Raw genomic sequence first — 23,917 nt, 5'->3', positions numbered from 1 at the left:
GAACACCTTTGTTAAATTATAAAATTTTCGTTCCATTTGCTAGAGATTGATCTACTTCAAGAACCTGCAATTTACCACCAGTTTCTCCTGTTAAAATCATTCCCTGGGAAATTTCTCCTCTTAGTTTAACTGGTGTGAGATTCGCTACGCAGACGAGCTTCTTCCCTACCAATTCTTCTGGTTGATAATGCTTGGCAATCCCTGAGACAATTTGTCTCTTTTCAAATCCAAAATCAAGCTGAAGCTTTAAGAGACGGTCAGCTTTTTTCACTGGTGCTGCTTCCAATACTTGTGCTACACGAAGGTCAACTTTCGAAAAATCATCGAAGGCAATTTCGGCACCCAGTTCAGGTAATTCAGTTTCTTCTATTTCAACTGACTCTTCTTCTACCTTAGGCGCACTTCCTTGCATCTTCTCTTTAATGTATGCCACTTCTTCTTCAACCTCTAAACGAGGGAACAACGGCTCACCTTTTTGTACCGTCGCTTTTTGAATCGCACCGAAAGAAAGAATGCTTTCCCAGCTTTTGAGTTTCTCTTCTTCAATTCCAAGCTGGAAGAAGATTTTCTCAGGTGTTTTTGTTAAGAATGGTGTTAACAATACAGCTGTGATTCGAAGTGATTCTGCTAAATGGTACATCACAGAATGCAGTTCTTTTCGTTTTGTTTCATCCTTCGCTAATACCCAAGGAGCTGTTTGATCAATATATTTATTCGTTCTGCTGATTAATGTCCAAACATTTGAAAGAGCCACCGAGAATTCGAGGTTCTCCATCGCTTCTTCATAAGCTTTCACCGTTTGTTCAGCTACAGCTTTTAGTTCCTCATCAAACTCATTGACTGGTCCCTTATAGCTGCTTAATGTACCGTCGAAGTATTTTTGCACCATCGCCACTGTACGGTTAAGTAAGTTCCCTAAATCATTGGCAAGGTCATAGTTTACACGTTCCACGAACCCTTCTGGTGTAAACACACCGTCTGCACCAAATGGGACTTCGCGTAGCAGGTAATAACGAAGAGCATCAAGACCATAGCGATCAATTAACGTAACAGGATCTACTACGTTCCCTTTTGATTTAGACATTTTGCCATCTTTCATGAGCAGCCAGCCATGTGCAAAAATTTGTTTTGGCAACGGCAGATCAAGTGCCATCAGCATAATTGGCCAGTAAATTGTATGGAATCGTACAATTTCTTTCCCAACTAGGTGTACGTTGGCAGGCCAATATTTTTTATATTTTTCATCTTGATCGGTTCCGTAGCCAATCGCTGTTAAGTAGTTGAATAACGCATCAATCCATACATAGATGACATGCTTCGGATTATTAGGTACTTTAATGCCCCAATCAAAGGTTGTTCTTGATACAGCTAAATCCTCTAACCCCGGTTTAATGAAGTTATTAATCATTTCATTCTTTCTTGATTCAGGCTGAATGAACGACGGGTTCTTTTCGTAATAGTCTAGTAAGCGATCTGCATACTTACTCATACGGAAGAAATATGATTCCTCTTTAATCAATTCAACAGGGTGTCCACTGTCCGGGCTTTTTCCTCCAATGACTTCCCCTTTCTCATTTCGCTCAACATCAACAAGCTGTGTTTCCGTATAGAATGTTTCATCAGGAATACTGTACCAGCCCTCATATTGATCTAAATAAATATCTCCTTGATCAAGCAACTTTTGGAAGACTTGCTCAATGATTTTCGTATGTCTTTTTTCCGTTGTACGAATGAAATCATCGTTTGAAATGTCGAGTTTCTTCCATAATGATTTAATGTCAGCAACGACCGGATCTAAATACTCAATCGGTGTAATATTTTGTTCTTCAGCTTTTTGCTGAATTTTTTGTCCGTGCTCATCTGTACCCGTTAAATACATCACATCATAGCCTTGCAGACGTTTATATCGAGCCATGGCATCCCCTGCCACTGTCGTATAAGCATGTCCAATATGTAATTTTCCGCTCGGATAGTAAATTGGTGTAGTCAGATAAAACGTTTTTTTCTTTTCCGGCATGTCGGAACCTCCTGCTTGTGTGTAAATGTCAAAAACTCCCGCCCAATGGACGAGAGCGGTCATCATACTTCATTAAAATGTGTCAGATCATTTCATTATGTTTTGCACTTGTGCTTTCTCTATGATACCATCTTAGCCTTTAAGATCAAGCATATATACATAGAACAGATTGAAATGAACGAAAAAGATGAGTTTTTCGAAAAAAACGACAAACCGCTCGACATTTTGTCGAATATTGTCGTATGAAATCTATTTCCAGATTTACAATTGGCTAAATTAGGGCAAAAGTCTTGTTAATCTGTTATCGTCATTTTTCATATTTTTATAGATAAATTCTGAAAAATCCTTATACACCGGTAGTTTCAAGGTCCTTTGACTTTAAGAGTCATATTTTACAAACAATAGTAAACAAAATGATTGACGATTTATGGAAACCTTGTTATGCTAGGAATGTAAGGAATTTGTCGAATAATGACGAAGATAATATTATATTAAGAATAAGAACTTTTTGGGAGGAGAATGAAGATGAAATCTACAGGTATTGTACGTAAAGTTGACGAATTAGGACGCGTGGTGATTCCAATCGAGCTTCGCCGTACGTTAGGAATCGCAGAAAAAGACGCTTTGGAAATTTATGTTGATGATGAAAAAATTATCCTAAAAAAATATAAACCAAACATGACTTGCCAAGTAACAGGTGAAGTATCAGACGATAACCTTAAACTTGCTAATGGTAAATTAGTTCTTAGCCGTGAAGGTGCAGAGCAAATCATTAACGAAATCCAAAACCAACTTCAATCACAAAAATAAGTTTTATATAAAAAGGTTCTTGCACCGTTTGCAAGAACCTTTCTTTATTGTTCAATATGATACGCATCATAGATCGTCCGCTTTGGCACACCACGTTCGACCGCAGTACGTTTAATAGCCTCTTTTGACGTTAACCCTTCCTCTATGTAATGGATCACATGCTCTTTTTCAGATAAAGAATTCCACCAAGCTTCTTCATTCAGTTCTTCTTCATCCTGATCATTTCCTTGTACAACGAGACAGAACTCACCACGGATTTGTTGTTCTGTCACCCAGGTCAGCGCGTATTCTAAATCTCCACGAATAAACTCTTCAAATTTCTTTGTCAGTTCTCTCGTAATGGCAATATTCCGGTTCCCCCACACTTCTTTCATCACAGTCAGCGTTTCTTTTAACCGATGGGGCGCTTCATAGAAAACAATTGTTTCTTGGCGTTTCTTCAATGCTTCCAGCTGTTTTTTCTTTTCCTTTTTTTGACGATCAAGAAAACCGTAAAAGAAAAATGGCTGAGGTGCGATTCCTGACGCAATGAGCGCCGTAAGTGCTGCATTTGCACCAGGTAACGGAATGACATAGCCTCCGATGTTCGTAAAGTCGCGAACCACTTCGGCTCCTGGATCAGAGATCGTCGGTAAACCGGCATCGCTCACGAGTGCAATGTTCTTTCCTTCTTTTAACCATTCGATTAACTTATGACCACTGCTATTTTTGTTATGTTCATGATAACTCGTTAATGGGGTATCAATTTCATAGACATGACAAAGCTTTTTCGTTTGTCTCGTATCTTCTGCGGCAATATAGTCTACATCTTTTAACGTTTGTATCGCGCGAAACGTCATATCTTCTAAGTTTCCAATCGGGGTTGGTACGAGATAAAGAATCCCCATTTCTGATTGACCATCAAAGCTTTTCTGTGTCTTTTTCATGTGCCGCCTCCTTTTTGATTCGCTTTTCTTCTATATACATGTCCTTTTTTCGACGTGTCCACGTTTTGAAACGATATTCCTGTTGCATGGCTTCTCTTTTGGTTAAAAAGCATTCGTGGTAATAGAGTTCCACCGGCCGTCTAGCTCTCGTATACTTTGCACCCTTCCCACTATTATGGGTAGTCAGCCTTTTTTGTAAGTCATTTGTATACCCAGCGTACAAACTGCCATCTGCACATTTCAATACATAGAAATAATGACTATGCTTCTCCATACAGTATCGTCCTGATTTCTTTTGTATACTCTTGGTCTTCTCCATAAACAAAAAGCGGCGGGAGGATTTTCAAATCCGGTTTTCCATCTTTCATCCCTTCCACTAAAATGGTATTCGCTTCTTTTCCCTGTTTCGGATATACAAATTGAATTCGTTTTGGCTCAATTCGATATTTCTTCATCATTTCAACAATCTCAAGCAGCCGTCCAGGGCGGTGAACCATTGCCAGTTTGCCTCCTTGCTTTAACAAAGTGGAAGAAACACGAATGACATCTTCTAATGTACAATGTATCTCATGACGTGCGATCGCCAAATACTCATTTTCATTGATTTCATCCTTAGAAGGAGTCTTGAAATATGGCGGATTACAAGTAATCACGTCTACTTTGTGGTTTCCGTACCGTTTAGGCATATCATTTAAATCACCATGGATCAACTCAATCTGCTGCTCCAGTTGATTATGCGCCACACTTCTCTTTGCCATATCAAACAGACGTTCTTGAATTTCAACCCCTGTAATAGAGGCTTTAGATCTCGTCGAAAGCAGCAATGGAACGATGCCATTTCCCGTACAAAGATCAATAATCTCCCCTTTTTGAATCGGCACATACGCAAATTTTGCTAATAACACTGCATCCAATGAAAAGGCGAACACCGTTTTACTTTGAATAATTTTCATATCTTCTGCAAGCAAGTAGTCTAAACGTTCATCTTCTCTTAACGAAACCATGATGTATCCTTTCTTTTCCTGTGAAAAAGGCTCCCGATTCAGCGGAAGCCTTTTCTCATTTTTTATTTAAAAATGACAGACAGAACAAACAGTCTCCCTCTTTCCGAATGCTCCCATAATGTACATTACAAATATGGAAGCCCTCCTGATATAAACGAGCTAGGTTATCATGACCTTCTCCTATATCAGAATGACTTGGCTTCTGGGCAGAATCATGCTCTGCCTCAGACGATTTATCTCGATCGGATTGATCCAGACGTTCACGCAAGTGCTGATTCTCCATCTGCAGCTGGTGATTTTCTTCAATCACTTCACCAATATGATTTTTCAAATCACCTAGCTGGCGATAAAGAGAACCGATTTGTTCTTCTAAATTAATCACCGTATCAAATAGTTCCTTTTTATCCAAGGTGGCACACCTCGTTACTCAGTTGTTTGTGCAGATACAACGCCTTCTTGTATTAATTCTTCCCAAGTATATTCTATCACTTTTTCTTGCCCGGTTAATTCAACTTGCAAAATTCGTTCTAAAATATTAAGCCCTACTACCTTTGCAGAGCCATTAGACGTCTGAATCGTTTCACCGATGTCCGGTAATTGTTCTTTTGCTGTTTCGTACTCATCATTCTCATATTTCAAGCAGCACATCAAACGACCGCAAAGCCCTGAAATTTTGGTAGGGTTTAACGAGAGGTTTTGATCTTTTGCCATTTTAATGGACACAGGTTCAAAATCTCCTAAGAAAGTTGAACAGCAAAGCATACGGCCACACGGACCAATGCCGCCTAGCATTTTTGCCTCGTCTCTTACACCGATTTGACGAAGTTCAATTCTCGTCTTGAAGATAGATGCAAGATCCTTAACCAGCTCACGGAAATCTACTCTGCCATCCGCTGTAAAATAGAAGATGACCTTGTTGCGGTCGAATGTAAATTCGACATCGACCAGTTTCATTTCCAGGCCGTGTTCACTTACTTTCTGAAGACATGTGTCAAAGGCTGCCATCGCTGCTTCTTTGTTCTCCTCAACGATGAGCCGGTCTCGTTCGTCTGCGACGCGAATCACCTTACGCAAAGGGAGAACCACATCGTGTTCATCTACTTTTTTATTGGCGATGACCACTTGCCCGTACTCAACACCTCTAACCGTTTCTACAATGACACAACTATCATTTTCTATATGAAATCCATTAGGATCGAAATAATAGATTTTGCCCGCTTTTTTAAAGCGAACACCAATTACGTTGTACAAGCTTATCCCTCCTGCAACATCAACACCAATTGCTCCATTAGCCCTTGGGCATTCACGTTGGATTGAAGTCTCTTTTTCGCTTCTAATACAGCAAGGATCTGATTCGTCACCATTTGCTGTGTGGAATGCAGCGCGTGCTGCTTCATTGTCTGGAATAAGTCTTGATAAATGACTTTATCTTCATTTCCTATTTGAATCGACAATACATCACGATATATAAATAAAAGCATATCAAGACCAGTTTCTTGAAGGTCTTTCTCTTTAAAAAAAGGCATCCATTGATCTTGTATATAAAAAAATGCATGTTCTTTTCGCTGGTGTAAGACTTCATACAATTTTATCACTTTCGCTCTAGACTCTGCAAACTGATCATTTCGACTTAATTCGAGTGCTTCTGCTAAATTATTGGTTAAATTCGACAAAAGCCTTGCGAGATCCTGAGACACGCCTTCTTGTAAAAGCTGCTGCTCCAAAGATTGCGGCTGCAGCGGCTGAAAGCTAAGCATCTGACATCTTGAAATAATCGTATCCAGCATTTTATGCGATTGTTCAGTGATTAAAATTGCCATCGTTTCCCGGTTGGGCTCCTCTAGGAACTTTAATAAACTGTTCGCAGCATTGACCGTCATTTTGTCCGCATGGAGAATGATATACATTTTCCGATGCGATTCTACGCCTGCTTTTGTAAATTCCTCCTGCAAAGCCTGCACTTGCGCCTTCTTAATTGATTGACCGTCAGGCTGCACTAGATGTAAATCTGGATGGTTGCCAGACTGAATTCTTTTGCAGTTTTGACAGGACTCGCATGGTTTCACTCCTGCTTCCAAACAAAAAAAGCTCTTCGCTAAAAGCATCGCAGCATCTAGCTTTCCTGTCCCTTTTTTTCCTTCAAATAAGTAAGCATGAGCCAGTCGGTCTTTATCAATACTATTAAAAATCAGCCGCATGACGCGCGGCTGTAGATCATTCATGTCATCCCAGCTAATTGCCATGTTATCACTCTCTATGTGTAAAGGTTAATCAATAAACCTTTTATTTCTCCAATACGTTCAAGCAAATCAATCGAGGGTTTCTCTTGATTCATCATATCCTCTGTTAACTCAATCAGCTTTTCATCTAATGCTTTGACTAAAGCGAGTGTTCGCGTGTTGCCATAAATGTCAAAGCTCCTTGATGTCTCTATATTTAATCCATTATCGACTGTTTCTTTTACAAAGCGTTTCACAAGTCCTTTAAACCTAGCCAAATCTTTAAGGTTTCGTGACTTTGTCAGTTTCTTGCCGAAGACTTCGATATCGCTCAGCATGACTGTCAGCTGCTCTAAACGCATTTTACCGCTTTGTGTCTCCATCGATGATTTAAACGATGCTGAAGTTTGGCTTCCTTTCATCGCTTGAAGTTCACGCTTTTCTAAAAGCAGCCGCATATCTTGATTAATTTTCACAGCAACCCATCCTTAAAATTGATGAAATTGTTCAACTGGCAGAATAAAGACGGTAGCTCCACCAACTTCAACCTCAACAGGGTATGGTACATATGAATCTGCATTTCCACCCATTGGTGATACAGGCGCGATCATTTGATCACGTTTACGGCAATTTTCCTTGATTAGCTGTAACGCTTTATCCACTCGGACATCATCACAACCAATGATAAAAGTCGTATTCCCAGACTTTAGAAATCCACCAGTCGAAGCTAATTTTGTCACGCCGAATTGATGTTCGGTCAATATTTTCAATAACTTGCTGCTATCTTGATCCTGTACAACGGCAACAATTAATTTCATTTGATTGGCCTCCTTCATTTTAGGCACAGGTGACATGCCGATGTCTTCCTCTATATTATAACAACGATTGGGAATGAGGTCATATTTGATTTTTCTTTAATGTGTCCTGAATCAGCTGAAACACTTCATTAAAGACATCCTGAACAGACTGAGACGCATCTACTACACGGAATCGTTCTGGTGATTGCGCAATCAGCAGCTCATATCCTTCTCTAACCATTTGATGAAAATTCAGTGTTTCCATGTCTAATCGATTTTTTTCTCTTCCTTGATTGGCATCAATTCGCTTTAGACCTTCCTCTGGTGTAATGGAAAAGTAAATGGTCATTTGCGGCATCGTGCCATCAATGGCAAAATCATTAATGGATTTGACTTCTTCAATCCCAAGCCCTCTCGCATAGCCCTGATAAGCAAGGGAGCTGTCGACAAAACGATCACATAAAACAGTTTCCCCCCGCTTCAATGCCGGTTCTACTTTTTCAGCCAAATGCTGCCTTCTAGCTGCTGCATAAAGCAATGCCTCTGTTTTTGCGTCCATTTTTGTATTTTTTTCATTTAAAATGACTTCACGAATTTGCTCTGCAATGTCGATGCCTCCAGGCTCACGTGTCGCCATCACTGCATATCCTTGACGTTCCATTTCTTCGTACACTTTTCGAATCACTGTCGTTTTTCCAGCACCCTCCGGTCCTTCAAACGTAATAAACATACCGCTCATAGTGTCTCCTCTTCTATATAAACATATAATTTTCTCTGTTGAATCACCTGACTTGCTTGCACATGAACTTGATGCCCAAGCAAACGGCTTAACGTCGCAATTTGATCTGATTCAATCGGTTCTCCTTTAATCATCAAAGGAATGCCAGGCGGATAGGGAATGACCGATTCTGCACTAATCCGGCCAACTGCTTTTTCGAATGGAACAGCTTCTACATCTCGCTTTTGCTGATCGTCCTCTAAGAAGAGCGATCCCGTTTGAGGCTCTTTTTTTACAAGCAATGAATCACTTTGCTGAAGAGCCTGCTCTATAGCTGTAAAAGGAATGTCCTTTGTCTGCCTTAGACCAAAAACGAGTAAGACTTGATGTTCATCCGCAAGTTCTGGGTGAACCTCCACCGACTCAAGCACCTTTTTGAGTTCATAGCCTGTCAGCCCTTTTGTTGAACGAATGACACATTTTAATGGATCCATAGGTAAAGAGTCAGACTCAACCACTTCGAGATTGGAGATCATATTGAACTGTGCTTTCAGCTTTGCCAAGTCCCTCATGATTTCGTCCATTAACCCTTTTCCCTTCAACTCCTCCACATAAGCTCTCGCCACATCTAACGAAGCCATAATTGGATAGGAAGGTGAACTGCTTTGAAGCATCGTTAATAACGTCTTTATCCGCTTCACATCAATTCGGTCTCCTTGAAGATGGAGATAAGACCCCATCGTCATTGCCGGAAGGGTTTTATGTGCTGATTGTACCACCACGTCTGCTCCATAGGAAAGGGCAGATGGAGGAAAGGCACCGCCTAATACAAAATGAGCACCATGTGCCTCATCAACTAATACAATGATGCCAGCTTCATGACACATTTGAATGAGCCCTGATAAATCAGCTGCATGTCCGTAGTAGTTCGGATATGTCAAAACGATTGCCCGGCAGTTAGGATGTGTCACCATAGCTTGTTTGACTGTTTCCTCCGTCACATGAGTTGGGACGTGCAAGTGCGGATCACTCTCAGTTTCTAACATAATAGGCGTCGCTCCCGCAAGCTCAATCGCATGGAACACAGACTTATGACAATTTCGCTGAACGAAAATGCCCTCCCCAGCCTGACACGCAGACATCACCATCGCCAAATTGCCAACGGTTGTGCCATTCACAAGGAAAAAACTTTGTTTAGCTCCATATAGCTTTGCCAATAAATCCTCTGCCTCTTGAATCACCCCAGTCGGATGGTGAAGATCATCTAGACCTTCAAGTTCTGTCACATCCAGCTGAAGAATGGATGCATAATAGGACCGTGCCTCATCAAAAAAGACATCTCCATTGTGATGTCCCGGAACGTGAAAAGAATAGGGCTTCTTTTCCGCATGTTGTGATAATGCTGTATATAAAGGTGTTTTCAAACAAATCGACCCTTTTCACTTAAACGATATCTTATATCTATTATAACGTTCAAACAAGTGAACTGAAAGATGGATTCTCATTCCTTTATTGGTTTATGATTCACCAGCTTCTGCTCTGCCTCATGCATGCTACTTTTTAATTGAGCTCGTTCTTGGCTCCCATGTTCTTTTACCTGCAACGTTTCCTGCAATGTTTCGGCCAATTGGTGCTGAACCTTTTTCAACGTATCTATAGGCGTTAAGGATGCATCTTCAATCAGCTGTCCTTGCTGCTTCGATACCTGTTCATATGTTTGCTGGATACGCTGCTCAAGCGCTGAATTGGCTCGCTGCTGAATATGATTGAACGCAATCGACATTTGGTTGATCCATAAAGGAATTGATGCGGAAACAGTTGATTGAATATGATTGGCTAATGTATGGTTTGTATGCTGAATCATTCGAATTTGGGCATTACATTGCAGTGCGATTTGACGGCTCAACAACAAATCATACTTCCGTTCTTTTAATCTCTCCATATATTCTTCTTCATCGACTTCCCGACTCATCAATTGTTCCTCTAATGTCCGATCATGTGACTGTGATTCTGTTAGGGCATGTTGCTCTAACAGCGTCAATTTTGCTTCAACTGCTGCAACCTGTAACGTCATCTCTTGAAAGTATGATTGATTTTCTTCAAATAAACGCTCCAATAACTTATGGTCCGAAATTAACACGCCTCTTGCGTAACGAAGCCTTGCTGACAATCTCTCTATCTGTGCTTCTGCTTGTTTAAAACGAGATATGATCTCCTGAGTAGAACGCTTTTCTCGCTGAAATAACCTTAAAAAAAAGCCTCGCTTCTTTGGCAATAAATCCTCTGGCTCCACTAAATGCAGTTGCTGTAAAAAAGCTTCTAGAACGTCTCCGATTTGGTCAATATCTTTTTTCTCCACATATTGCATCATTTGTTTTGATTGTTCTAACAATCGTTCCTGCACACGTGTGCCATAGAAAAGCAGTTTTTGTGGATGGTCAGGGATCTTCTCAGCTCGCTGTAGCGCCTCCTGCTTTTCCTCATCAGATAAGGTATCAAACACCCGAAACGGAAGATCTGTAGTAGATGGGGCTGGTGGTATGACTGGATCTTCTGGTTTCATCGAGTTTGACTCCTTTCATGTCTATTTTTTAATCATTTTATCGGCCACTTCAAGTTCAATATGAAGTGCTTCTATATCTCTTCCTAAAACTTGCTGTAAATCATTCGTTAATTGCTTTTGCAGTTCAGTCAGCGTGACTCGAGTTTGGCTTAATGTCATTTCAAGCTCATGGCTACGATTCGGCTGATTATACAGCAGTGCATATTTCTCAGTTAATTCAACAACAGAATCTAAACTCTCAAAATAAAACCGCTGTGCATCATAAAACCGGTTCGGTTCCTTTTTTGTTATCGTATAGATGCGTCGTGCAAGCCGAAGAATTTCATAATTATGCTTGATCGTCTGTACGTTCTTCACAGCAAATAAAGCTTTCTTCAAACGAACCAGCTTTTGCCCAGCTTCTTTTAAGTGCTGTTTAATATATACATAATCACTGCGAGACAGTCCGTGTTTCTTCAAAAACAACTGGAAGGCAGCCCATCGGCTTCCTGCAAACATCACACCCCACCCAATCATCGCATACAGTATCGACAATCCAACATGATGATGGAAAACACCAATACTGACAGTTAAAATCACCAGCGAAAAAAGAGTAGAGAGAACGGCCCATACAAATGTGTAAAAAATTGATTTCATGTTCATCGACTCCTATGAATAATCAGGCTCTCTGTTTATCTTATTATTTATTACGGTTGATGTCCAAACTAAGTTCCAAAAAACAGGCCCAATCCCCGATTGCCCATAAAAAAAGACCATCTAATGGTCTATGAATACAAAGGCGGCGTATGAAGATTTTTAAGCTTTCTTACATAATCAGCATAACTAGGATCCGAGGTTGATGTAGAAATTAACTTCCGTTCACAATCTCGGCATAAAAACTGATGATATAAATAAATTCCCTTTGTTTTTTTCTCTTCACAAATCAAACAAATTGCTTCTCGCTCTTTTTTGCTCATTGTGACACCTCCACTTATAGCTTCAGTATGCCCTAGCGCTTTCAATTGTATACAAAATTAAGAATGTTTTAGATGATAGTTTAGTATATGTATCCATGCCAGATCGAGTGTTTGTTCCTTTTTTAAAATACAAAAAAGACCAGTTCCGACTGGAACTGATCCTTTGAAAAGCTTGGCGGCGTCCTACTCTCACAGGGGGAAACCCCCAACTACCATCGGCGCTGAAGAGCTTAACTTCCGTGTTCGGTATGGGAACGGGTGTGACCTCTTCGCTATCGCCACCAAACCTGATGGAGAGAATGTTCTCTCAAAACTAGATAACAATGTTCATTTTTCACATTAGAATATAGGTTAAGTCCTCGATCTATTAGTATCTGTCAGCTCCACGTGTCACCACGCTTCCACCTCAGACCTATCAACCTGATCATCTTTCAGGGATCTTACTTCCTTGCGGAATGGGAAATCTCATCTTGAGGGGGGCTTCATGCTTAGATGCTTTCAGCACTTATCCCGTCCGCACATAGCTACCCAGCGATGCCCTTGGCAGAACAACTGGTACACCAGCGGTGCGTCCATCCCGGTCCTCTCGTACTAAGGACAGCTCCTCTCAAATTTCCTGCGCCCGCGACGGATAGGGACCGAACTGTCTCACGACGTTCTGAACCCAGCTCGCGTACCGCTTTAATGGGCGAACAGCCCAACCCTTGGGACCGACTACAGCCCCAGGATGCGATGAGCCGACATCGAGGTGCCAAACCTCCCCGTCGATGTGGACTCTTGGGGGAGATAAGCCTGTTATCCCCGGGGTAGCTTTTATCCGTTGAGCGATGGCCCTTCCATGCGGAACCACCGGATCACTAAGCCCGACTTTCGTCCCTGCTCGACTTGTAGGTCTCGCAGTCAAGCTCCCTTGTGCCTTTACACTCTGCGAATGATTTCCAACCATTCTGAGGGAACCTTTGGGCGCCTCCGTTACATTTTAGGAGGCGACCGCCCCAGTCAAACTGCCCACCTGACACTGTCTCCCTGCCCGATAAGGGCAGCGGGTTAGAAGGTCAATACAGCCAGGGTAGTATCCCACCGATGCCTCCACCGAAGCTAGCGCTCCGGTTTCCAAGGCTCCTACCTATCCTGTACAAGCTGTACCAACATTCAATATCAGGCTGCAGTAAAGCTCCACGGGGTCTTTCCGTCCTGTCGCGGGTAACCTGCATCTTCACAGGTACTATAATTTCACCGAGTCTCTCGTTGAGACAGTGCCCAGATCGTTGCGCCTTTCGTGCGGGTCGGAACTTACCCGACAAGGAATTTCGCTACCTTAGGACCGTTATAGTTACGGCCGCCGTTTACTGGGGCTTCAATTCGCACCTTCGCTTACGCTAAGCGCTCCTCTTAACCTTCCAGCACCGGGCAGGCGTCAGCCCCTATACTTCGCCTTACGGCTTCGCAGAGACCTGTGTTTTTGCTAAACAGTCGCCTGGGCCTATTCACTGCGGCTTCTCGGGGCTTTAACACCCTAAGAAGCACCCCTTCTCCCGAAGTTACGGGGTCATTTTGCCGAGTTCCTTAACGAGAGTTCTCTCGATCACCTTAGGATTCTCTCCTCGCCTACCTGTGTCGGTTTGCGGTACGGGCACCTCTCACCTCGCTAGAGGCTTTTCTTGGCAGTGTGGAATCAGGAACTTCGCTACTAAATTTCGCTCGCCATCACAGCTCAGCCTTCACGGGAAACGGATTTGCCTATTTCCCAGCCTAACTGCTTGGACGCGGATATCCAATACCGCGCTTACCCTATCCTCCTGCGTCCCCCCATTGCTCAAATGGTGAGGAGGTGGTACAGGAATATCAACCTGTTGTCCATCGCCTACGCCTTTCGGCCTCGGCTTAGGTCCCGACTAACCCTGAGCGGACGAGCCTTCCTCAGGAAACCTTAGGCATTCGGTGGACGGGATTCTCACCCGTCTTTCGCTACTCATACCGGCATTCTCACTTCTAAGCGCTCCACCAGTCCTTCCGGTCTGACTTCACTGCACTTAGAACGCTCTCCTACCACTGTTCGTAAGAACAGTCCGCAGCTTCGGTGATACGTTTAGCCCCGGTACATTTTCGGCGCAGAGTCACTCGACCAGTGAGCTATTACGCACTCTTTAAATGGTGGCTGCTTCTAAGCCAACATCCTGGTTGTCTAAGCAACTCCACATCCTTTTCCACTTAACGTATACTTTGGGACCTTAGCTGGCGGTCTGGGCTGTTTCCCTTTCGACTACGGATCTTATCACTCGCAGTCTGACTCCCAAGGATAAGTCATCGGCATTCGGAGTTTGACTGAATTCGGTAACCCGGTAGGGGCCCCTAGTCCAATCAGTGCTCTACCTCCGAGACTCTTACCTTGAGGCTAGCCCTAAAGCTATTTCGGAGAGAACCAGCTATCTCCAGGTTCGATTGGCATTTCACCCCTACCCACACCTCATCCCCGCACTTTTCAACGTGCGTGGGTTCGGGCCTCCATTCAGTGTTACCTGAACTTCACCCTGGACATGGGTAGATCACCTGGTTTCGGGTCTACGACCACGTACTCATGCGCCCTATTCAGACTCGCTTTCGCTGCGGCTCCGCATCTTCTGCTTAACCTTGCACGGGATCGTAACTCGCCGGTTCATTCTACAAAAGGCACGCCATCACCCGTTAACGGGCTCTGACTACTTGTAGGCACACGGTTTCAGGATCTATTTCACTCCCCTTCCGGGGTGCTTTTCACCTTTCCCTCACGGTACTGGTTCACTATCGGTCACTAGGGAGTATTTAGCCTTGGGAGATGGTCCTCCCGGATTCCGACGGAATTTCACGTGTTCCGCCGTACTCAGGATCCACTCTGGAGAGAACAACATTTCAGTTACAGGGCTGTTACCTTCTTTGGCGGGCCTTTCCAGACCTCTTCGCTTATATCGTTCCTTTGTAACTCCGTATAGAGTGTCCTACAACCCCAAGAGGCAAGCCTCTTGGTTTGGGCTGTTCCCGTTTCGCTCGCCGCTACTCAGGGAATCGCATTTGCTTTCTCTTCCTCCGGGTACTTAGATGTTTCAGTTCCCCGGGTATGCCTTCTCATACTCTATGTATTCAAGTATGGATACTACTCCATTACGAGCAGTGGGTTTCCCCATTCGGAAATCTCCGGATCAAAGCTTGCTTACAGCTCCCCGAAGCATATCGGTGTTCGTCCCGTCCTTCATCGGCTCCTAGTGCCAAGGCATCCACCGTGCGCCCTTTCTAACTTAACCATTTCTTACTTTAGAAAGAATCACTATGTGTGATGAACTTTGCATTGCATTCAATGTGAATGTATTACTTATTGTTATCTAGTTTTCAAAGAACACGTTGGTGGAGCCTAGCGGGATCGAACCGCTGACCTCCTGCGTGCAAGGCAGGCGCTCTCCCAGCTGAGCTAAGGCCCCGATTTAATAGAAGATGGTGGGCCTGAGTGGACTCGAACCACCGACCTCACGCTTATCAGGCGTGCGCTCTAACCAGCTGAGCTACAGGCCCATCTTTCATATCGAAGATATGATGTTGTAGGATCTTTTGCAAGTTCCTTCAAAACTAAACAAGACGAAAAACGTACGCTGCTCCATATATCCTTAGAAAGGAGGTGATCCAGCCGCACCTTCCGATACGGCTACCTTGTTACGACTTCACCCCAATCATCTGCCCCACCTTCGGCGGCTGGCTCCATAAAGGTTACCTCACCGACTTCGGGTGTTGCAAACTCTCGTGGTGTGACGGGCGGTGTGTACAAGGCCCGGGAACGTATTCACCGCGGCATGCTGATCCGCGATTACTAGCGATTCCAGCTTCACGCAGTCGAGTTGCAGACTGCGATCCGAACTGAGAACAGATTTGTGGGATTGGCTAAACCTTGCGGTCTCGCAGCCCTTTGTTCTGTCCATTGTAGCACGTGTGTAGCCCAGGTCATAAGGGGCATGATGATTTGACGTCATCCCCACCTTCCTCCGGTTTGTCACCGGCAGTCACCTTAGAGTGCCCAACTGAATGCTGGCAACTAAGATCAAGGGTTGCGCTCGTTGCGGGACTTAACCCAACATCTCACGACACGAGCTGACGACAACCATGCACCACCTGTCACTCTGTCCCCGAAGGGAAAGCCCTATCTCTAGGGTTGTCAGAGGATGTCAAGACCTGGTAAGGTTCTTCGCGTTGCTTCGAATTAAACCACATGCTCCACCGCTTGTGCGGGCCCCCGTCAATTCCTTTGAGTTTCAGTCTTGCGACCGTACTCCCCAGGCGGAGTGCTTAATGCGTTAGCTGCAGCACTAAGGGGCGGAAACCCCCTAACACTTAGCACTCATCGTTTACGGCGTGGACTACCAGGGTATCTAATCCTGTTCGCTCCCCACGCTTTCGCTCCTCAGCGTCAGTTACAGACCAGAGAGTCGCCTTCGCCACTGGTGTTCCTCCACATCTCTACGCATTTCACCGCTACACGTGGAATTCCACTCTCCTCTTCTGCACTCAAGTTTCCCAGTTTCCAATGACCCTCCCCGGTTGAGCCGGGGGCTTTCACATCAGACTTAAGAAACCGCCTGCGAGCCCTTTACGCCCAATAATTCCGGACAACGCTTGCCACCTACGTATTACCGCGGCTGCTGGCACGTAGTTAGCCGTGGCTTTCTGGTTAGGTACCGTCAAGGTGCAAGCAGTTACTCTTGCACTTGTTCTTCCCTAACAACAGAGCTTTACGATCCGAAAACCTTCATCACTCACGCGGCGTTGCTCCGTCAGACTTTCGTCCATTGCGGAAGATTCCCTACTGCTGCCTCCCGTAGGAGTCTGGGCCGTGTCTCAGTCCCAGTGTGGCCGATCACCCTCTCAGGTCGGCTACGCATCGTCGCCTTGGTGAGCCGTTACCTCACCAACTAGCTAATGCGCCGCGGGTCCATCTGTAAGTGACAGCCGAAACCGTCTTTCATCCTTGAACCATGCGGTTCAAGGAACTATCCGGTATTAGCTCCGGTTTCCCGGAGTTATCCCAGTCTTACAGGCAGGTTACCCACGTGTTACTCACCCGTCCGCCGCTAACATCCGGGAGCAAGCTCCCTTCTGTCCGCTCGACTTGCATGTATTAGGCACGCCGCCAGCGTTCGTCCTGAGCCAGGATCAAACTCTCCGAAAAAGTACAAAACCGAAGTTTTGTTTTTCGTCAGCGTTTGACTGACTACCTATGATGTATCATAGGATTTTTTTATAAAAACTCGAATTAACAGGTACGTTTTGTCTTGTTTAGTTTTCAAAGAACTTGTTTACCGCTTCGGAAGCGACTAGAACATCTTATCATATCCAAGTTGTTAGTGTCAACAACTTTTTTGTTATTATGTTTTTTCGTTTCTTCGTCATCAGCGACGTATATTAATTTACCACCATATATAATCAAAGTCAACAATATTTTGCATTAAATAATAAACTTTTCAATTACGACTAAAGCTGCTACACCTGGAATGCCCAACAAACCACTAATTCCGCTCGTTACAGGGTTAATGGAAACATGAAGCCCTAAACTCTCGCCGAATAAATTGAGACAAAATAAAAAAAGAGCGCCTGCGACAAATTTTATTCCGATAAGCCCTAACCATTTGAATGGATTTGCTTGAACACCCGACATAAACAACAATAAAACAGCTAACAAAATTGAACCAATCACAATAACAGGTTCCATAATCCTCTCATCTCCTCTTCATATGAATAGTACAAGCATATGAGAGGATTATGGAAAATAGACCTGCTATCTCCAGTTGTTTAAACGTAAATTTCTCTTTTTCGCTTCTCTCAGATAGAAAAAGTACTTCGCTTGAGCAAGCTTTAATTCGAATAGAATGTCCGGTGAAGGCTCAACGCTATTTGCGACAAGCTTTTTTTGTCTGTTCCATTCTTCCTTTTGCTTAAAAAGCTGTTGAATTAATATCTCATCGAATTCTTTTCGAATTGATTTTCTGCGAAGAAAACCCATGTACCGTACTTCTCCTTCCTACATCTCACGTCTGCCTTCTAGAGCCTTAGAAAGTGTGACTTCATCCGCATACTCTAAATCTCCACCTACTGGGAGTCCGTGAGCTATGCGAGAGAGTTTAATTCCTGATGGTTTCAACAATCTAGAGATATACATGGCTGTCGCTTCTCCCTCAATGTTTGGGTTGGTTGCAAGAATGACCTCTGTGACTTGATCGTCTTGCAATCTTTTTAATAGGTCAGGAATTTTAATATCCTCTGGTCCAATTCCGTCCATTGGTGAAATAGCACCATGAAGCACATGATATAAGCCGTTGTATTCTTTCATTTTTTCCATTGCGATCACATCTTTTGGATCCTGCACGACACAGATCACAGATTGATCTCTTCTTGTATCTTCACAAATATAGCAAGGATCCTGGTCGGTGATATGTCCGCAAACAGAACAATAAGTTAAATTACGCTTTGCATTAACAAGTGCCTTCGCAAAATCCAGCACGACATCTTCTTGCATACTAAGAACAAAAAAAGCCAGACGGACCGCAGTTTTAGGTCCGATTCCTGGCAATTTCATAAAGCTATCAATCAGCTTTGATATTGGTTCAGGATATTGCATCTTCAGTTATTCCTCCTAGAATAAACCTGGCATGTTCATTCCTTTTGTGAATTGACCCATTGTTTCATTCGTTAGTTCATCAACTTTTTTCAATGCATCATTTGTTGCTGCAAGTACAAGGTCTTGAAGCATATCGATGTCTTCAGGATCAACAACTTCTTCATTAATCGCCACATCAACGACTTCTTTTTGTCCATTTACTTTTACAGTGACCATGCCGCCACCTGCCGTACCTTCAAGGACTTTTTCTGCAAGCTCTTCTTGAGCCTTAGCCATATCCTTCTGCATTTTTTGCATTTGTTTCATCATTTTTTGCATATTTCCCATTCCACCGCGCATATGAACACCACTCTCTTTCAAATTGTTAATCTTTAATTTCAATTAAATCGGTTCCTACTAACTTCTTTGCTTCTGCAATTAATGGATCTTCTTCAGCAGAAGCTGCCTGACCATCTGCTTGTTCTTCAGGCTGATGATCTCTTAAAAATTCTTCTCTTATTTTACCCCATTGAGCGTCAGGAACGCCAACTAATTCCACTCTTTTTCCTAGCATAGATTCTAGCAGTTGCTCAAGATTGGTTCGAACACCACTTTTATCTTCGGCCACCATCTTACAATGTATTTCAAATTTGAATTTTAAAACAAAGGCATGAGTTGCCGCCGCAACTGGTTCACTATCTGTTAATAGCGCAGCGTGAGATACCTTATTTTGCTGTTTTAATTGGGCAAGGAGCTCTCCCCATTTGCCTTTTATTTTTTCTAGCTCCGGCCGCTTCGCTTCTTTTAAAATCTCATGAATTCGACCGACAGGTGCACGATAACCATTTTTATTACTCGTTTGAGGTCGAGGTGCTTCCGTTTTTGCTTGAGGACTCTGAGACTGAGTCATTGGAACACCCTCAGCTTTTAGCCTAGATAGCTCCTGTTCCAGCCTGTCTATTTTATTCGTTAACGCTGTTAGGTCGGAATCAGCCGGAGATGATACAGCACCAGCCGTTGACTGACAGAGCTTAACCACAGCTACTTCAAAGAAAATTCTAGGATGGTTTGTCCATTTCATTTCCTGATGGCTTTTATTCAGCACTTCAATCGTTTCATAAAGAAACTGAGGTGCCACACGTTCTGAAAGAGCCACAAACTTATCGTCGACTTTGACTTTTTCAAGGACACCTTCAAGATCCGGTGCTGTTTTGTAAAGAAGCATATCTCTAAAGTAGAAGATCATATCCTCTATTAATTTCGCGGCATCTTTCCCCTGTTGAAGCAATTCATTTAACGTATCCAGCGCTATCGCAATATTTTGCTCAAAAATGGCTTCAGCAAGCTGACTAATGAAATGCTGAGATACAGCACCTGTAATGAGCAGTGCATCATCAATTGTGAGCTGTTCACCACTAAATGAGATCGCTTGGTCAAGGAGACTGAGTGCGTCACGCATGCCTCCATCTGCCGCACTAGCAATAATCTCGAGTGAACCCTCTTGTATATTTAGGCTTTCTGCATCTACAATTTTCTCCATTCGTCCAACAATATCTTTTGTCGTGATCCGTTTAAAATCAAATCTCTGACATCTTGATATGATGGTAAGAGGAATCTTATGAGGCTCTGTGGTAGCCAAAATAAAGATACAATGAGCAGGTGGTTCCTCTAGCGTTTTAAGAAGTGCATTAAATGCCCCGATAGAGAGCATATGTACCTCATCTATAATATAAACCTTATATGTAACCGCTGAAGGAGCAAATTTCACTTTATCACGTATATCCCGAATTTCATCTACCCCGTTATTTGAGGCAGCATCTATTTCAATCACGTCTGAAATCGAACCGGTCGTAATCCCTCTACAGGCATCACACTCATTACACGGCTCACTAACAGGTGACTTTTCACAGTTCACTGCTTTCGCAAAAATCTTGGCAGCACTTGTTTTACCTGTTCCTCTAGGACCTGAAAATAAGTAAGCATGAGAAAACTTTTTCTGCAAAAGGGCATTTTGCAACGTTTTTGTGATGTGTTCTTGTCCAACAACATCCTCAAAAACTTGAGGTCTGAACACTCGGTATAAAGCTTGATAACTCACAAATACGCCCTCCTCCATTTATCATCATGTTCATTATACATGATGCAACGATCAATTCAAAAGTACACCTTTATTTTCTAATAAACGAAAAAGAGCATTTCCTTTAAAGACTTTTTACTTTTCTTGATTAAAAAACGTGTTTTCTTGCTTTCTGAAAATGCCTGTCAGATCAACAAGAACATTCGTTCCCTTTATAAATTGCTTCAAAAATACCTCACCCGAAAATGGCTTTTTTACTATTTGTATAAACAAAACAACTGATATATTCTTTCAATAGCAACAAAAAACTCACCTAGATAAACTAGATGAGTTACATTTAATATTGATTTACCGTGCACCTTCTGTCGATTCGCTACCCCAAGCGTTACTTAAACAGTTAGCTCGGCCCAGGCAACCCTGCGGCACATGAGAGGTTTCACTTAATGCTGCTTCCTTCCGGACCTGACATGGTTCATGAATTCCCATTGCGCAGGACCCAGACGTCAACACCACTTATTTAAGGCAGACCTTGAAGTAAACGAACCTTGAGAAGGGATTCGGCCTCGCTAGAGCGGATTGCGAGTACAGGGCACCGCTACCTCCCCGCTTAGCACGGCAAAATGAATATTAAATTGTTGGTGACGCAGACATAAGTATACCTTCTAAGTGATAAAATTGCAAACGACATCCATTCATTTACTTTTCGCCTGCTTCTTCCGCTGACGGAGGTCTCGAAAGAACTGACTTAACAGCTCACCACACTCATTTTCAAGCACACCACCAATGACTTCAGACTGATGATTGAACCGCTCATCGTCCAATAAATTCATTAAAGTACCAGCACATCCACCTTTAGGATCATAGGCACCAAAAACGACCTTTTTCACTCTTGAAAGTACAATAGCGCCTGCACACATTGGGCACGGTTCGAGTGTAACATAAAGTACAGCATCTTCTAAACGCCAGCTACCAGTCATTTTACACGCTTCATCAATAGCAAGTAATTCCGCATGAGCAATTGATCGCTGTTCACTTTCCCTTAAATTGTGAGCACGGCTTACAATTTGATCATCAACAACGATGACGGCACCGATTGGAACTTCTCCTATTTGTTTTGCTTTCAAAGCTTCAGAAATAGCTTCTTGCATAAACTGTTCATCTTTCGTCATAGCACGGCTCTCTTTTCATGTTTTTTTAAAGGATATTGAGGTTAACATATTATCACAATCTTTTAAAGGGGGTCTTGATTTGCCAAAACAACAAAAAGCACTGCTTATTATTGACATGATCAATAATTTTGATTTCGAAATGGGACATGTGCTCGCTGAAAAAACAGAGCAAATGACCAATAAAATTTTAGCCCTTAAACAACACGCTTTCAAGAAAAATTGGCCAATTATCTATATCAACGACCACTATGGACTCTGGAAGGCTGATATCAAAGCTGTTATGGAAACATGTAAAAACGAAAGAAGTGCCCCTATTTTAGAGCAAATGGCACCATCTAAAGATGATTACTTCTTAATTAAACCTAAGCACTCTGCCTTTTACGGAACGGCACTAGAGACACTCCTAAATGAATTAGGTGTGCAAGAACTTATTTTAACTGGAATTGCCGGAAACATCTGTGTCCTGTTCACTGCAAATGACGCTTACATGCGAGAGTACAACCTCACTGTACCTAAAGATTGTATTGCTTCAAATGATGATAGGGACAACGAGTACGCTTTAACGATGATGGAGAACGTTCTTCTCGCCAAAATCACAACCACTAAAGAGATCACGGATGAAAATCAAACATGATTTATCCATCACCCTCATAAATTGTTAGCAATAACAAAGGGGGCGTTGACCATTCAAATTTATGTTGTCAAAAGAGGAGACACGTTAAATGAGATTGCCATGCGTTTTAAAACAACGGTAAATGAAATCATTCGGACCAACGACATCGAAACACCAAATCAACTAGTCGTTGGACAAACAATTGTCATCCCTATTAGAGGTCAATTTTATGAGGTCAAACAAAATGATACACTTTATCAAATTGGAAGAAGATTTCAAATTTCGGTAGAAGAATTGGCACGTGTGAATCGGATTCGTCCTGAAGCTATATTGCCTATTCGCTTCTTGCTTTATATTCCACAAAGACCGAAAAGAAATATTAATTCTAATGCTTATATAGAACCACGCGGAAACCAAGTCAGCGAAAATTTAAAGCAAGCAGCCAGAGAGGCATCTCCATACTTAACACATCTCGGCGCTTTTAGTTTTCAAGCGCAAAGAGACGGAACACTTCGCGAGCCACCATTAGATCAATTGCCTCAGATTACCGCTCAAAGCAGAACGGTTTTATCCATGGTAGTCACAAATCTAGAGAATGATAAATTTAGTGATGAACTCGGGCGAATCCTTTTAACAAACCAATCTGTCAAAACGACATTATTAAATGAAATCGTCCGCGTTGCTCAAAAGTATCAATTAAAAGAAATCCATTTTGACTTTGAATATTTACGCCCAGTTGATAAAGAAGCCTACCTTCAATTTTTAAGAGAAGCAACAACTCGTTTTCATCAACAGGGTTGGACTATTTCTGTGGCACTCGCTCCTAAAACAAGCAGTGAACAGAAAGGAAAATGGTATGAGGCACATGACTATGAAGCAATTGGAAAGATTGTTGATCATGTTGTGCTAATGACTTATGAGTGGGGCTACAGCGGCGGGCCTGCTCAAGCCGTCTCTCCGATCGGCCCTGTCCGCCAAGTCATTGAATATGCACTGACTGTCATACCTGCCAATAAAATTGTGATGGGGCAGAATTTATATGGATATGATTGGACACTCCCTTATGTTCAAGGAGGCCCTATCGCCAAAGCCGTCAGCCCTCAACAAGCGATCGCCATTGCTAGAGAGAATAATGTATCCATTTTATATGACGAAACAGCACAAGCACCTTATTTCCGTTATACAGATGCTAACAACAAAGAACACGAGGTTTGGTTTGAAGATGCAAGATCCATTCAAGCCAAATTTAATCTCATTAAAGAGTTAAACCTAAATGGAATTGCTTACTGGAAATTAGGTCTATCCTTCCCACAAAACTGGTTGTTGTTATCAGATCAATTTAATATTGAAAAAAGAACGACATCGTAATTCATACGCTCTATCTCTCAGAAGGGGTATGGTACAATATACATTGGTTTGACAACTTTATAGATAG

The 23,917-nt window shown here is 42.7% G+C and carries 23 protein-coding genes, 2 tRNA genes, 3 rRNA genes and 1 other RNA gene; 3 read left to right on the top strand and 26 right to left on the bottom strand.

What is annotated here, in order from left to right; translation table 11 throughout:
- Window positions 1-16: 16 nt before the first annotated feature.
- The gene (gene metG, locus NSQ17_RS00260; RefSeq protein WP_041506541.1) at window positions 17-2,017 is read right to left on the bottom strand and encodes a methionine--tRNA ligase; all 2,001 of its coding nucleotides are present in this window, start codon (window positions 2,015-2,017) and stop codon (window positions 17-19) included.
- Between the two features lie 519 nt (window positions 2,018-2,536).
- On the opposite strand from metG, the gene NSQ17_RS00255 reads away from it, so the two are divergent.
- Window positions 2,537-2,827 carry an AbrB/MazE/SpoVT family DNA-binding domain-containing protein gene (locus tag NSQ17_RS00255; protein ID WP_087975202.1) on the top strand — a complete coding sequence of 97 codons (291 nt, stop codon included), beginning with the start codon at window positions 2,537-2,539 and terminating at the stop codon, window positions 2,825-2,827.
- Window positions 2,828-2,871: 44 nt separating this feature from the next.
- Here NSQ17_RS00255 and rsmI read toward each other — a convergent pair whose 3' ends face one another.
- The 25 genes from rsmI to tadA form a co-directional block, all read right to left on the bottom strand.
- Entirely contained in the window at window positions 2,872-3,753 is an 882-nt protein-coding gene (gene rsmI, locus NSQ17_RS00250; protein WP_342467728.1) for a 16S rRNA (cytidine(1402)-2'-O)-methyltransferase, read from the bottom strand.
- Complete coding sequence (locus NSQ17_RS00245; protein WP_178896440.1) at window positions 3,728-4,027, bottom strand: GIY-YIG nuclease family protein; 300 nt, start codon at window positions 4,025-4,027, stop codon at window positions 3,728-3,730. Before NSQ17_RS00245 ends, rsmI begins: the two co-directional genes overlap by 26 nt.
- Window positions 4,014-4,757 carry a tRNA1(Val) (adenine(37)-N6)-methyltransferase gene (locus NSQ17_RS00240; protein ID WP_017359328.1) on the bottom strand — a complete coding sequence of 248 codons (744 nt, stop codon included), beginning with the start codon at window positions 4,755-4,757 and terminating at the stop codon, window positions 4,014-4,016. Before NSQ17_RS00240 ends, NSQ17_RS00245 begins: the two co-directional genes overlap by 14 nt.
- A 55-nt stretch (window positions 4,758-4,812) precedes the next feature.
- Window positions 4,813-5,166 carry a DNA replication initiation control protein YabA gene (gene yabA, locus NSQ17_RS00235; protein WP_007496228.1) on the bottom strand — a complete coding sequence of 118 codons (354 nt, stop codon included), beginning with the start codon at window positions 5,164-5,166 and terminating at the stop codon, window positions 4,813-4,815.
- 14 nt (window positions 5,167-5,180) lie between these two features.
- Complete coding sequence (locus NSQ17_RS00230; RefSeq protein WP_024719352.1) at window positions 5,181-6,008, bottom strand: stage 0 sporulation family protein; 828 nt, start codon at window positions 6,006-6,008, stop codon at window positions 5,181-5,183.
- A gap of 2 nt (window positions 6,009-6,010) precedes the next feature.
- A complete protein-coding gene (holB, locus tag NSQ17_RS00225; protein WP_041506542.1) occupies window positions 6,011-7,000 on the bottom strand; it encodes a DNA polymerase III subunit delta' in 990 nt (329 codons plus the stop codon).
- Window positions 7,001-7,011: 11 nt separating this feature from the next.
- A complete protein-coding gene (locus tag NSQ17_RS00220; protein ID WP_008341898.1) occupies window positions 7,012-7,452 on the bottom strand; it encodes a YaaR family protein in 441 nt (146 codons plus the stop codon).
- A 12-nt stretch (window positions 7,453-7,464) separates the two neighbouring features.
- On the bottom strand, window positions 7,465-7,794 hold the full coding sequence (locus NSQ17_RS00215; protein ID WP_012008640.1) for a cyclic-di-AMP receptor: 330 nt from the start codon (window positions 7,792-7,794) through the stop codon (window positions 7,465-7,467).
- A gap of 79 nt (window positions 7,795-7,873) precedes the next feature.
- Window positions 7,874-8,512: a dTMP kinase gene (gene tmk / locus NSQ17_RS00210; protein WP_159160123.1), complete on the bottom strand. Its 639-nt coding sequence runs from the start codon at window positions 8,510-8,512 to the stop codon at window positions 7,874-7,876.
- A complete protein-coding gene (locus NSQ17_RS00205) occupies window positions 8,509-9,915 on the bottom strand; it encodes an aminotransferase class I/II-fold pyridoxal phosphate-dependent enzyme (protein ID WP_096880877.1) in 1,407 nt (468 codons plus the stop codon). Before NSQ17_RS00205 ends, tmk begins: the two co-directional genes overlap by 4 nt.
- 77 nt (window positions 9,916-9,992) lie before the next feature.
- A complete protein-coding gene (locus tag NSQ17_RS00200) occupies window positions 9,993-11,054 on the bottom strand; it encodes a toxic anion resistance protein (RefSeq protein ID WP_259255581.1) in 1,062 nt (353 codons plus the stop codon).
- Between the two features lie 21 nt (window positions 11,055-11,075).
- Window positions 11,076-11,690, bottom strand: a complete 615-nt coding sequence (locus NSQ17_RS00195; RefSeq protein WP_017359333.1) for a 5-bromo-4-chloroindolyl phosphate hydrolysis family protein — start codon at window positions 11,688-11,690, stop codon at window positions 11,076-11,078.
- Window positions 11,691-11,818: 128 nt separating this feature from the next.
- Window positions 11,819-12,010 (bottom strand): sigma factor G inhibitor Gin, encoded by a 192-nt coding sequence (locus NSQ17_RS00190; protein ID WP_017359334.1) that lies wholly within the window; start codon window positions 12,008-12,010, stop codon window positions 11,819-11,821.
- A 170-nt stretch (window positions 12,011-12,180) separates the two neighbouring features.
- Window positions 12,181-12,296: ribosomal RNA gene (rrf, locus tag NSQ17_RS00185) — 5S ribosomal RNA — on the bottom strand.
- A gap of 61 nt (window positions 12,297-12,357) precedes the next feature.
- Window positions 12,358-15,288 (bottom strand): 23S ribosomal RNA (locus NSQ17_RS00180).
- Between the two features lie 98 nt (window positions 15,289-15,386).
- A tRNA-Ala gene (locus NSQ17_RS00175) sits at window positions 15,387-15,462 on the bottom strand.
- A gap of 14 nt (window positions 15,463-15,476) precedes the next feature.
- Window positions 15,477-15,553: transfer RNA gene (locus NSQ17_RS00170), tRNA-Ile, on the bottom strand.
- 96 nt (window positions 15,554-15,649) lie between these two features.
- Window positions 15,650-17,198: ribosomal RNA gene (locus NSQ17_RS00165) — 16S ribosomal RNA — on the bottom strand.
- Together the 16S, 23S and 5S rRNA genes with 2 tRNA genes alongside form the textbook arrangement of a ribosomal RNA operon.
- Window positions 17,199-17,474: 276 nt before the next feature.
- On the bottom strand, window positions 17,475-17,738 hold the full coding sequence (locus NSQ17_RS00160; protein ID WP_012009068.1) for a pro-sigmaK processing inhibitor BofA family protein: 264 nt from the start codon (window positions 17,736-17,738) through the stop codon (window positions 17,475-17,477).
- A 66-nt stretch (window positions 17,739-17,804) separates the two neighbouring features.
- On the bottom strand, window positions 17,805-18,029 hold the full coding sequence (locus NSQ17_RS00155) for a YaaL family protein (protein WP_008342008.1): 225 nt from the start codon (window positions 18,027-18,029) through the stop codon (window positions 17,805-17,807).
- Between the two features lie 18 nt (window positions 18,030-18,047).
- Window positions 18,048-18,644, bottom strand: coding sequence for a recombination protein RecR (gene recR / locus NSQ17_RS00150; protein WP_003218094.1), 597 nt, complete (start codon window positions 18,642-18,644; stop codon window positions 18,048-18,050).
- Window positions 18,645-18,659: 15 nt separating this feature from the next.
- Window positions 18,660-18,983, bottom strand: a complete 324-nt coding sequence (locus NSQ17_RS00145; protein ID WP_008342011.1) for a YbaB/EbfC family nucleoid-associated protein — start codon at window positions 18,981-18,983, stop codon at window positions 18,660-18,662.
- 25 nt (window positions 18,984-19,008) lie between these two features.
- A complete protein-coding gene (dnaX, locus tag NSQ17_RS00140) occupies window positions 19,009-20,721 on the bottom strand; it encodes a DNA polymerase III subunit gamma/tau (protein WP_008342013.1) in 1,713 nt (570 codons plus the stop codon).
- Between the two features lie 330 nt (window positions 20,722-21,051).
- Window positions 21,052-21,316: signal recognition particle sRNA large type (gene ffs / locus NSQ17_RS00135), an RNA gene on the bottom strand.
- Window positions 21,317-21,392: 76 nt separating this feature from the next.
- On the bottom strand, window positions 21,393-21,869 hold the full coding sequence (gene tadA / locus NSQ17_RS00130; protein WP_008342015.1) for a tRNA adenosine(34) deaminase TadA: 477 nt from the start codon (window positions 21,867-21,869) through the stop codon (window positions 21,393-21,395).
- A gap of 79 nt (window positions 21,870-21,948) precedes the next feature.
- Here tadA and NSQ17_RS00125 point away from each other — a divergent pair, with 79 nt between their 5' ends.
- Both NSQ17_RS00125 and NSQ17_RS00120 read left to right on the top strand, forming a co-directional pair.
- Complete coding sequence (locus NSQ17_RS00125) at window positions 21,949-22,503, top strand: isochorismatase family cysteine hydrolase (RefSeq protein WP_041091587.1); 555 nt, start codon at window positions 21,949-21,951, stop codon at window positions 22,501-22,503.
- Window positions 22,504-22,548: 45 nt separating this feature from the next.
- Window positions 22,549-23,850, top strand: a complete 1,302-nt coding sequence (locus tag NSQ17_RS00120; RefSeq protein ID WP_342467727.1) for a glycoside hydrolase family 18 protein — start codon at window positions 22,549-22,551, stop codon at window positions 23,848-23,850.
- The last annotated feature ends 67 nt before the right edge of the window (window positions 23,851-23,917 follow it).

This window comes from Bacillus sp. FSL W8-0629, assembly GCF_038593225.1.
Taxonomy (GTDB): Bacteria; Bacillota; Bacilli; order Bacillales; family Bacillaceae; genus Bacillus; species Bacillus altitudinis.
Note: the sequence above shows the minus strand (reverse complement) of the source record. Positions and strands in the feature narration are given on the sequence as shown.

Excerpts from the sequence above, each read along its gene's own strand:
- metG (WP_041506541.1), bottom strand. The coding sequence starts at position 2,017 with ATGCCGGAAAAGAAAAAAACGTTTTATCTGACTACACCAATTTACTAT.
- NSQ17_RS00255 (WP_087975202.1), top strand. The coding sequence starts at position 2,537 with ATGAAGATGAAATCTACAGGTATTGTACGTAAAGTTGACGAATTAGGA.
- rsmI (WP_342467728.1), bottom strand. The coding sequence starts at position 3,753 with ATGAAAAAGACACAGAAAAGCTTTGATGGTCAATCAGAAATGGGGATT.
- NSQ17_RS00245 (WP_178896440.1), bottom strand. The coding sequence starts at position 4,027 with ATGGAGAAGCATAGTCATTATTTCTATGTATTGAAATGTGCAGATGGC.
- NSQ17_RS00240 (WP_017359328.1), bottom strand. The coding sequence starts at position 4,757 with ATGGTTTCGTTAAGAGAAGATGAACGTTTAGACTACTTGCTTGCAGAA.
- holB (WP_041506542.1), bottom strand. The coding sequence starts at position 7,000 with ATGGCAATTAGCTGGGATGACATGAATGATCTACAGCCGCGCGTCATG.
- NSQ17_RS00215 (WP_012008640.1), bottom strand. The coding sequence starts at position 7,794 with ATGAAATTAATTGTTGCCGTTGTACAGGATCAAGATAGCAGCAAGTTA.
- tmk (WP_159160123.1), bottom strand. The coding sequence starts at position 8,512 with ATGAGCGGTATGTTTATTACGTTTGAAGGACCGGAGGGTGCTGGAAAA.
- NSQ17_RS00200 (WP_259255581.1), bottom strand. The coding sequence starts at position 11,054 with ATGAAACCAGAAGATCCAGTCATACCACCAGCCCCATCTACTACAGAT.
- NSQ17_RS00195 (WP_017359333.1), bottom strand. The coding sequence starts at position 11,690 with ATGAAATCAATTTTTTACACATTTGTATGGGCCGTTCTCTCTACTCTT.
- NSQ17_RS00190 (WP_017359334.1), bottom strand. The coding sequence starts at position 12,010 with ATGAGCAAAAAAGAGCGAGAAGCAATTTGTTTGATTTGTGAAGAGAAA.
- NSQ17_RS00160 (WP_012009068.1), bottom strand. The coding sequence starts at position 17,738 with ATGGAACCTGTTATTGTGATTGGTTCAATTTTGTTAGCTGTTTTATTG.
- NSQ17_RS00155 (WP_008342008.1), bottom strand. The coding sequence starts at position 18,029 with ATGGGTTTTCTTCGCAGAAAATCAATTCGAAAAGAATTCGATGAGATA.
- recR (WP_003218094.1), bottom strand. The coding sequence starts at position 18,644 with ATGCAATATCCTGAACCAATATCAAAGCTGATTGATAGCTTTATGAAA.
- NSQ17_RS00145 (WP_008342011.1), bottom strand. The coding sequence starts at position 18,983 with ATGCGCGGTGGAATGGGAAATATGCAAAAAATGATGAAACAAATGCAA.
- tadA (WP_008342015.1), bottom strand. The coding sequence starts at position 21,869 with ATGACGAAAGATGAACAGTTTATGCAAGAAGCTATTTCTGAAGCTTTG.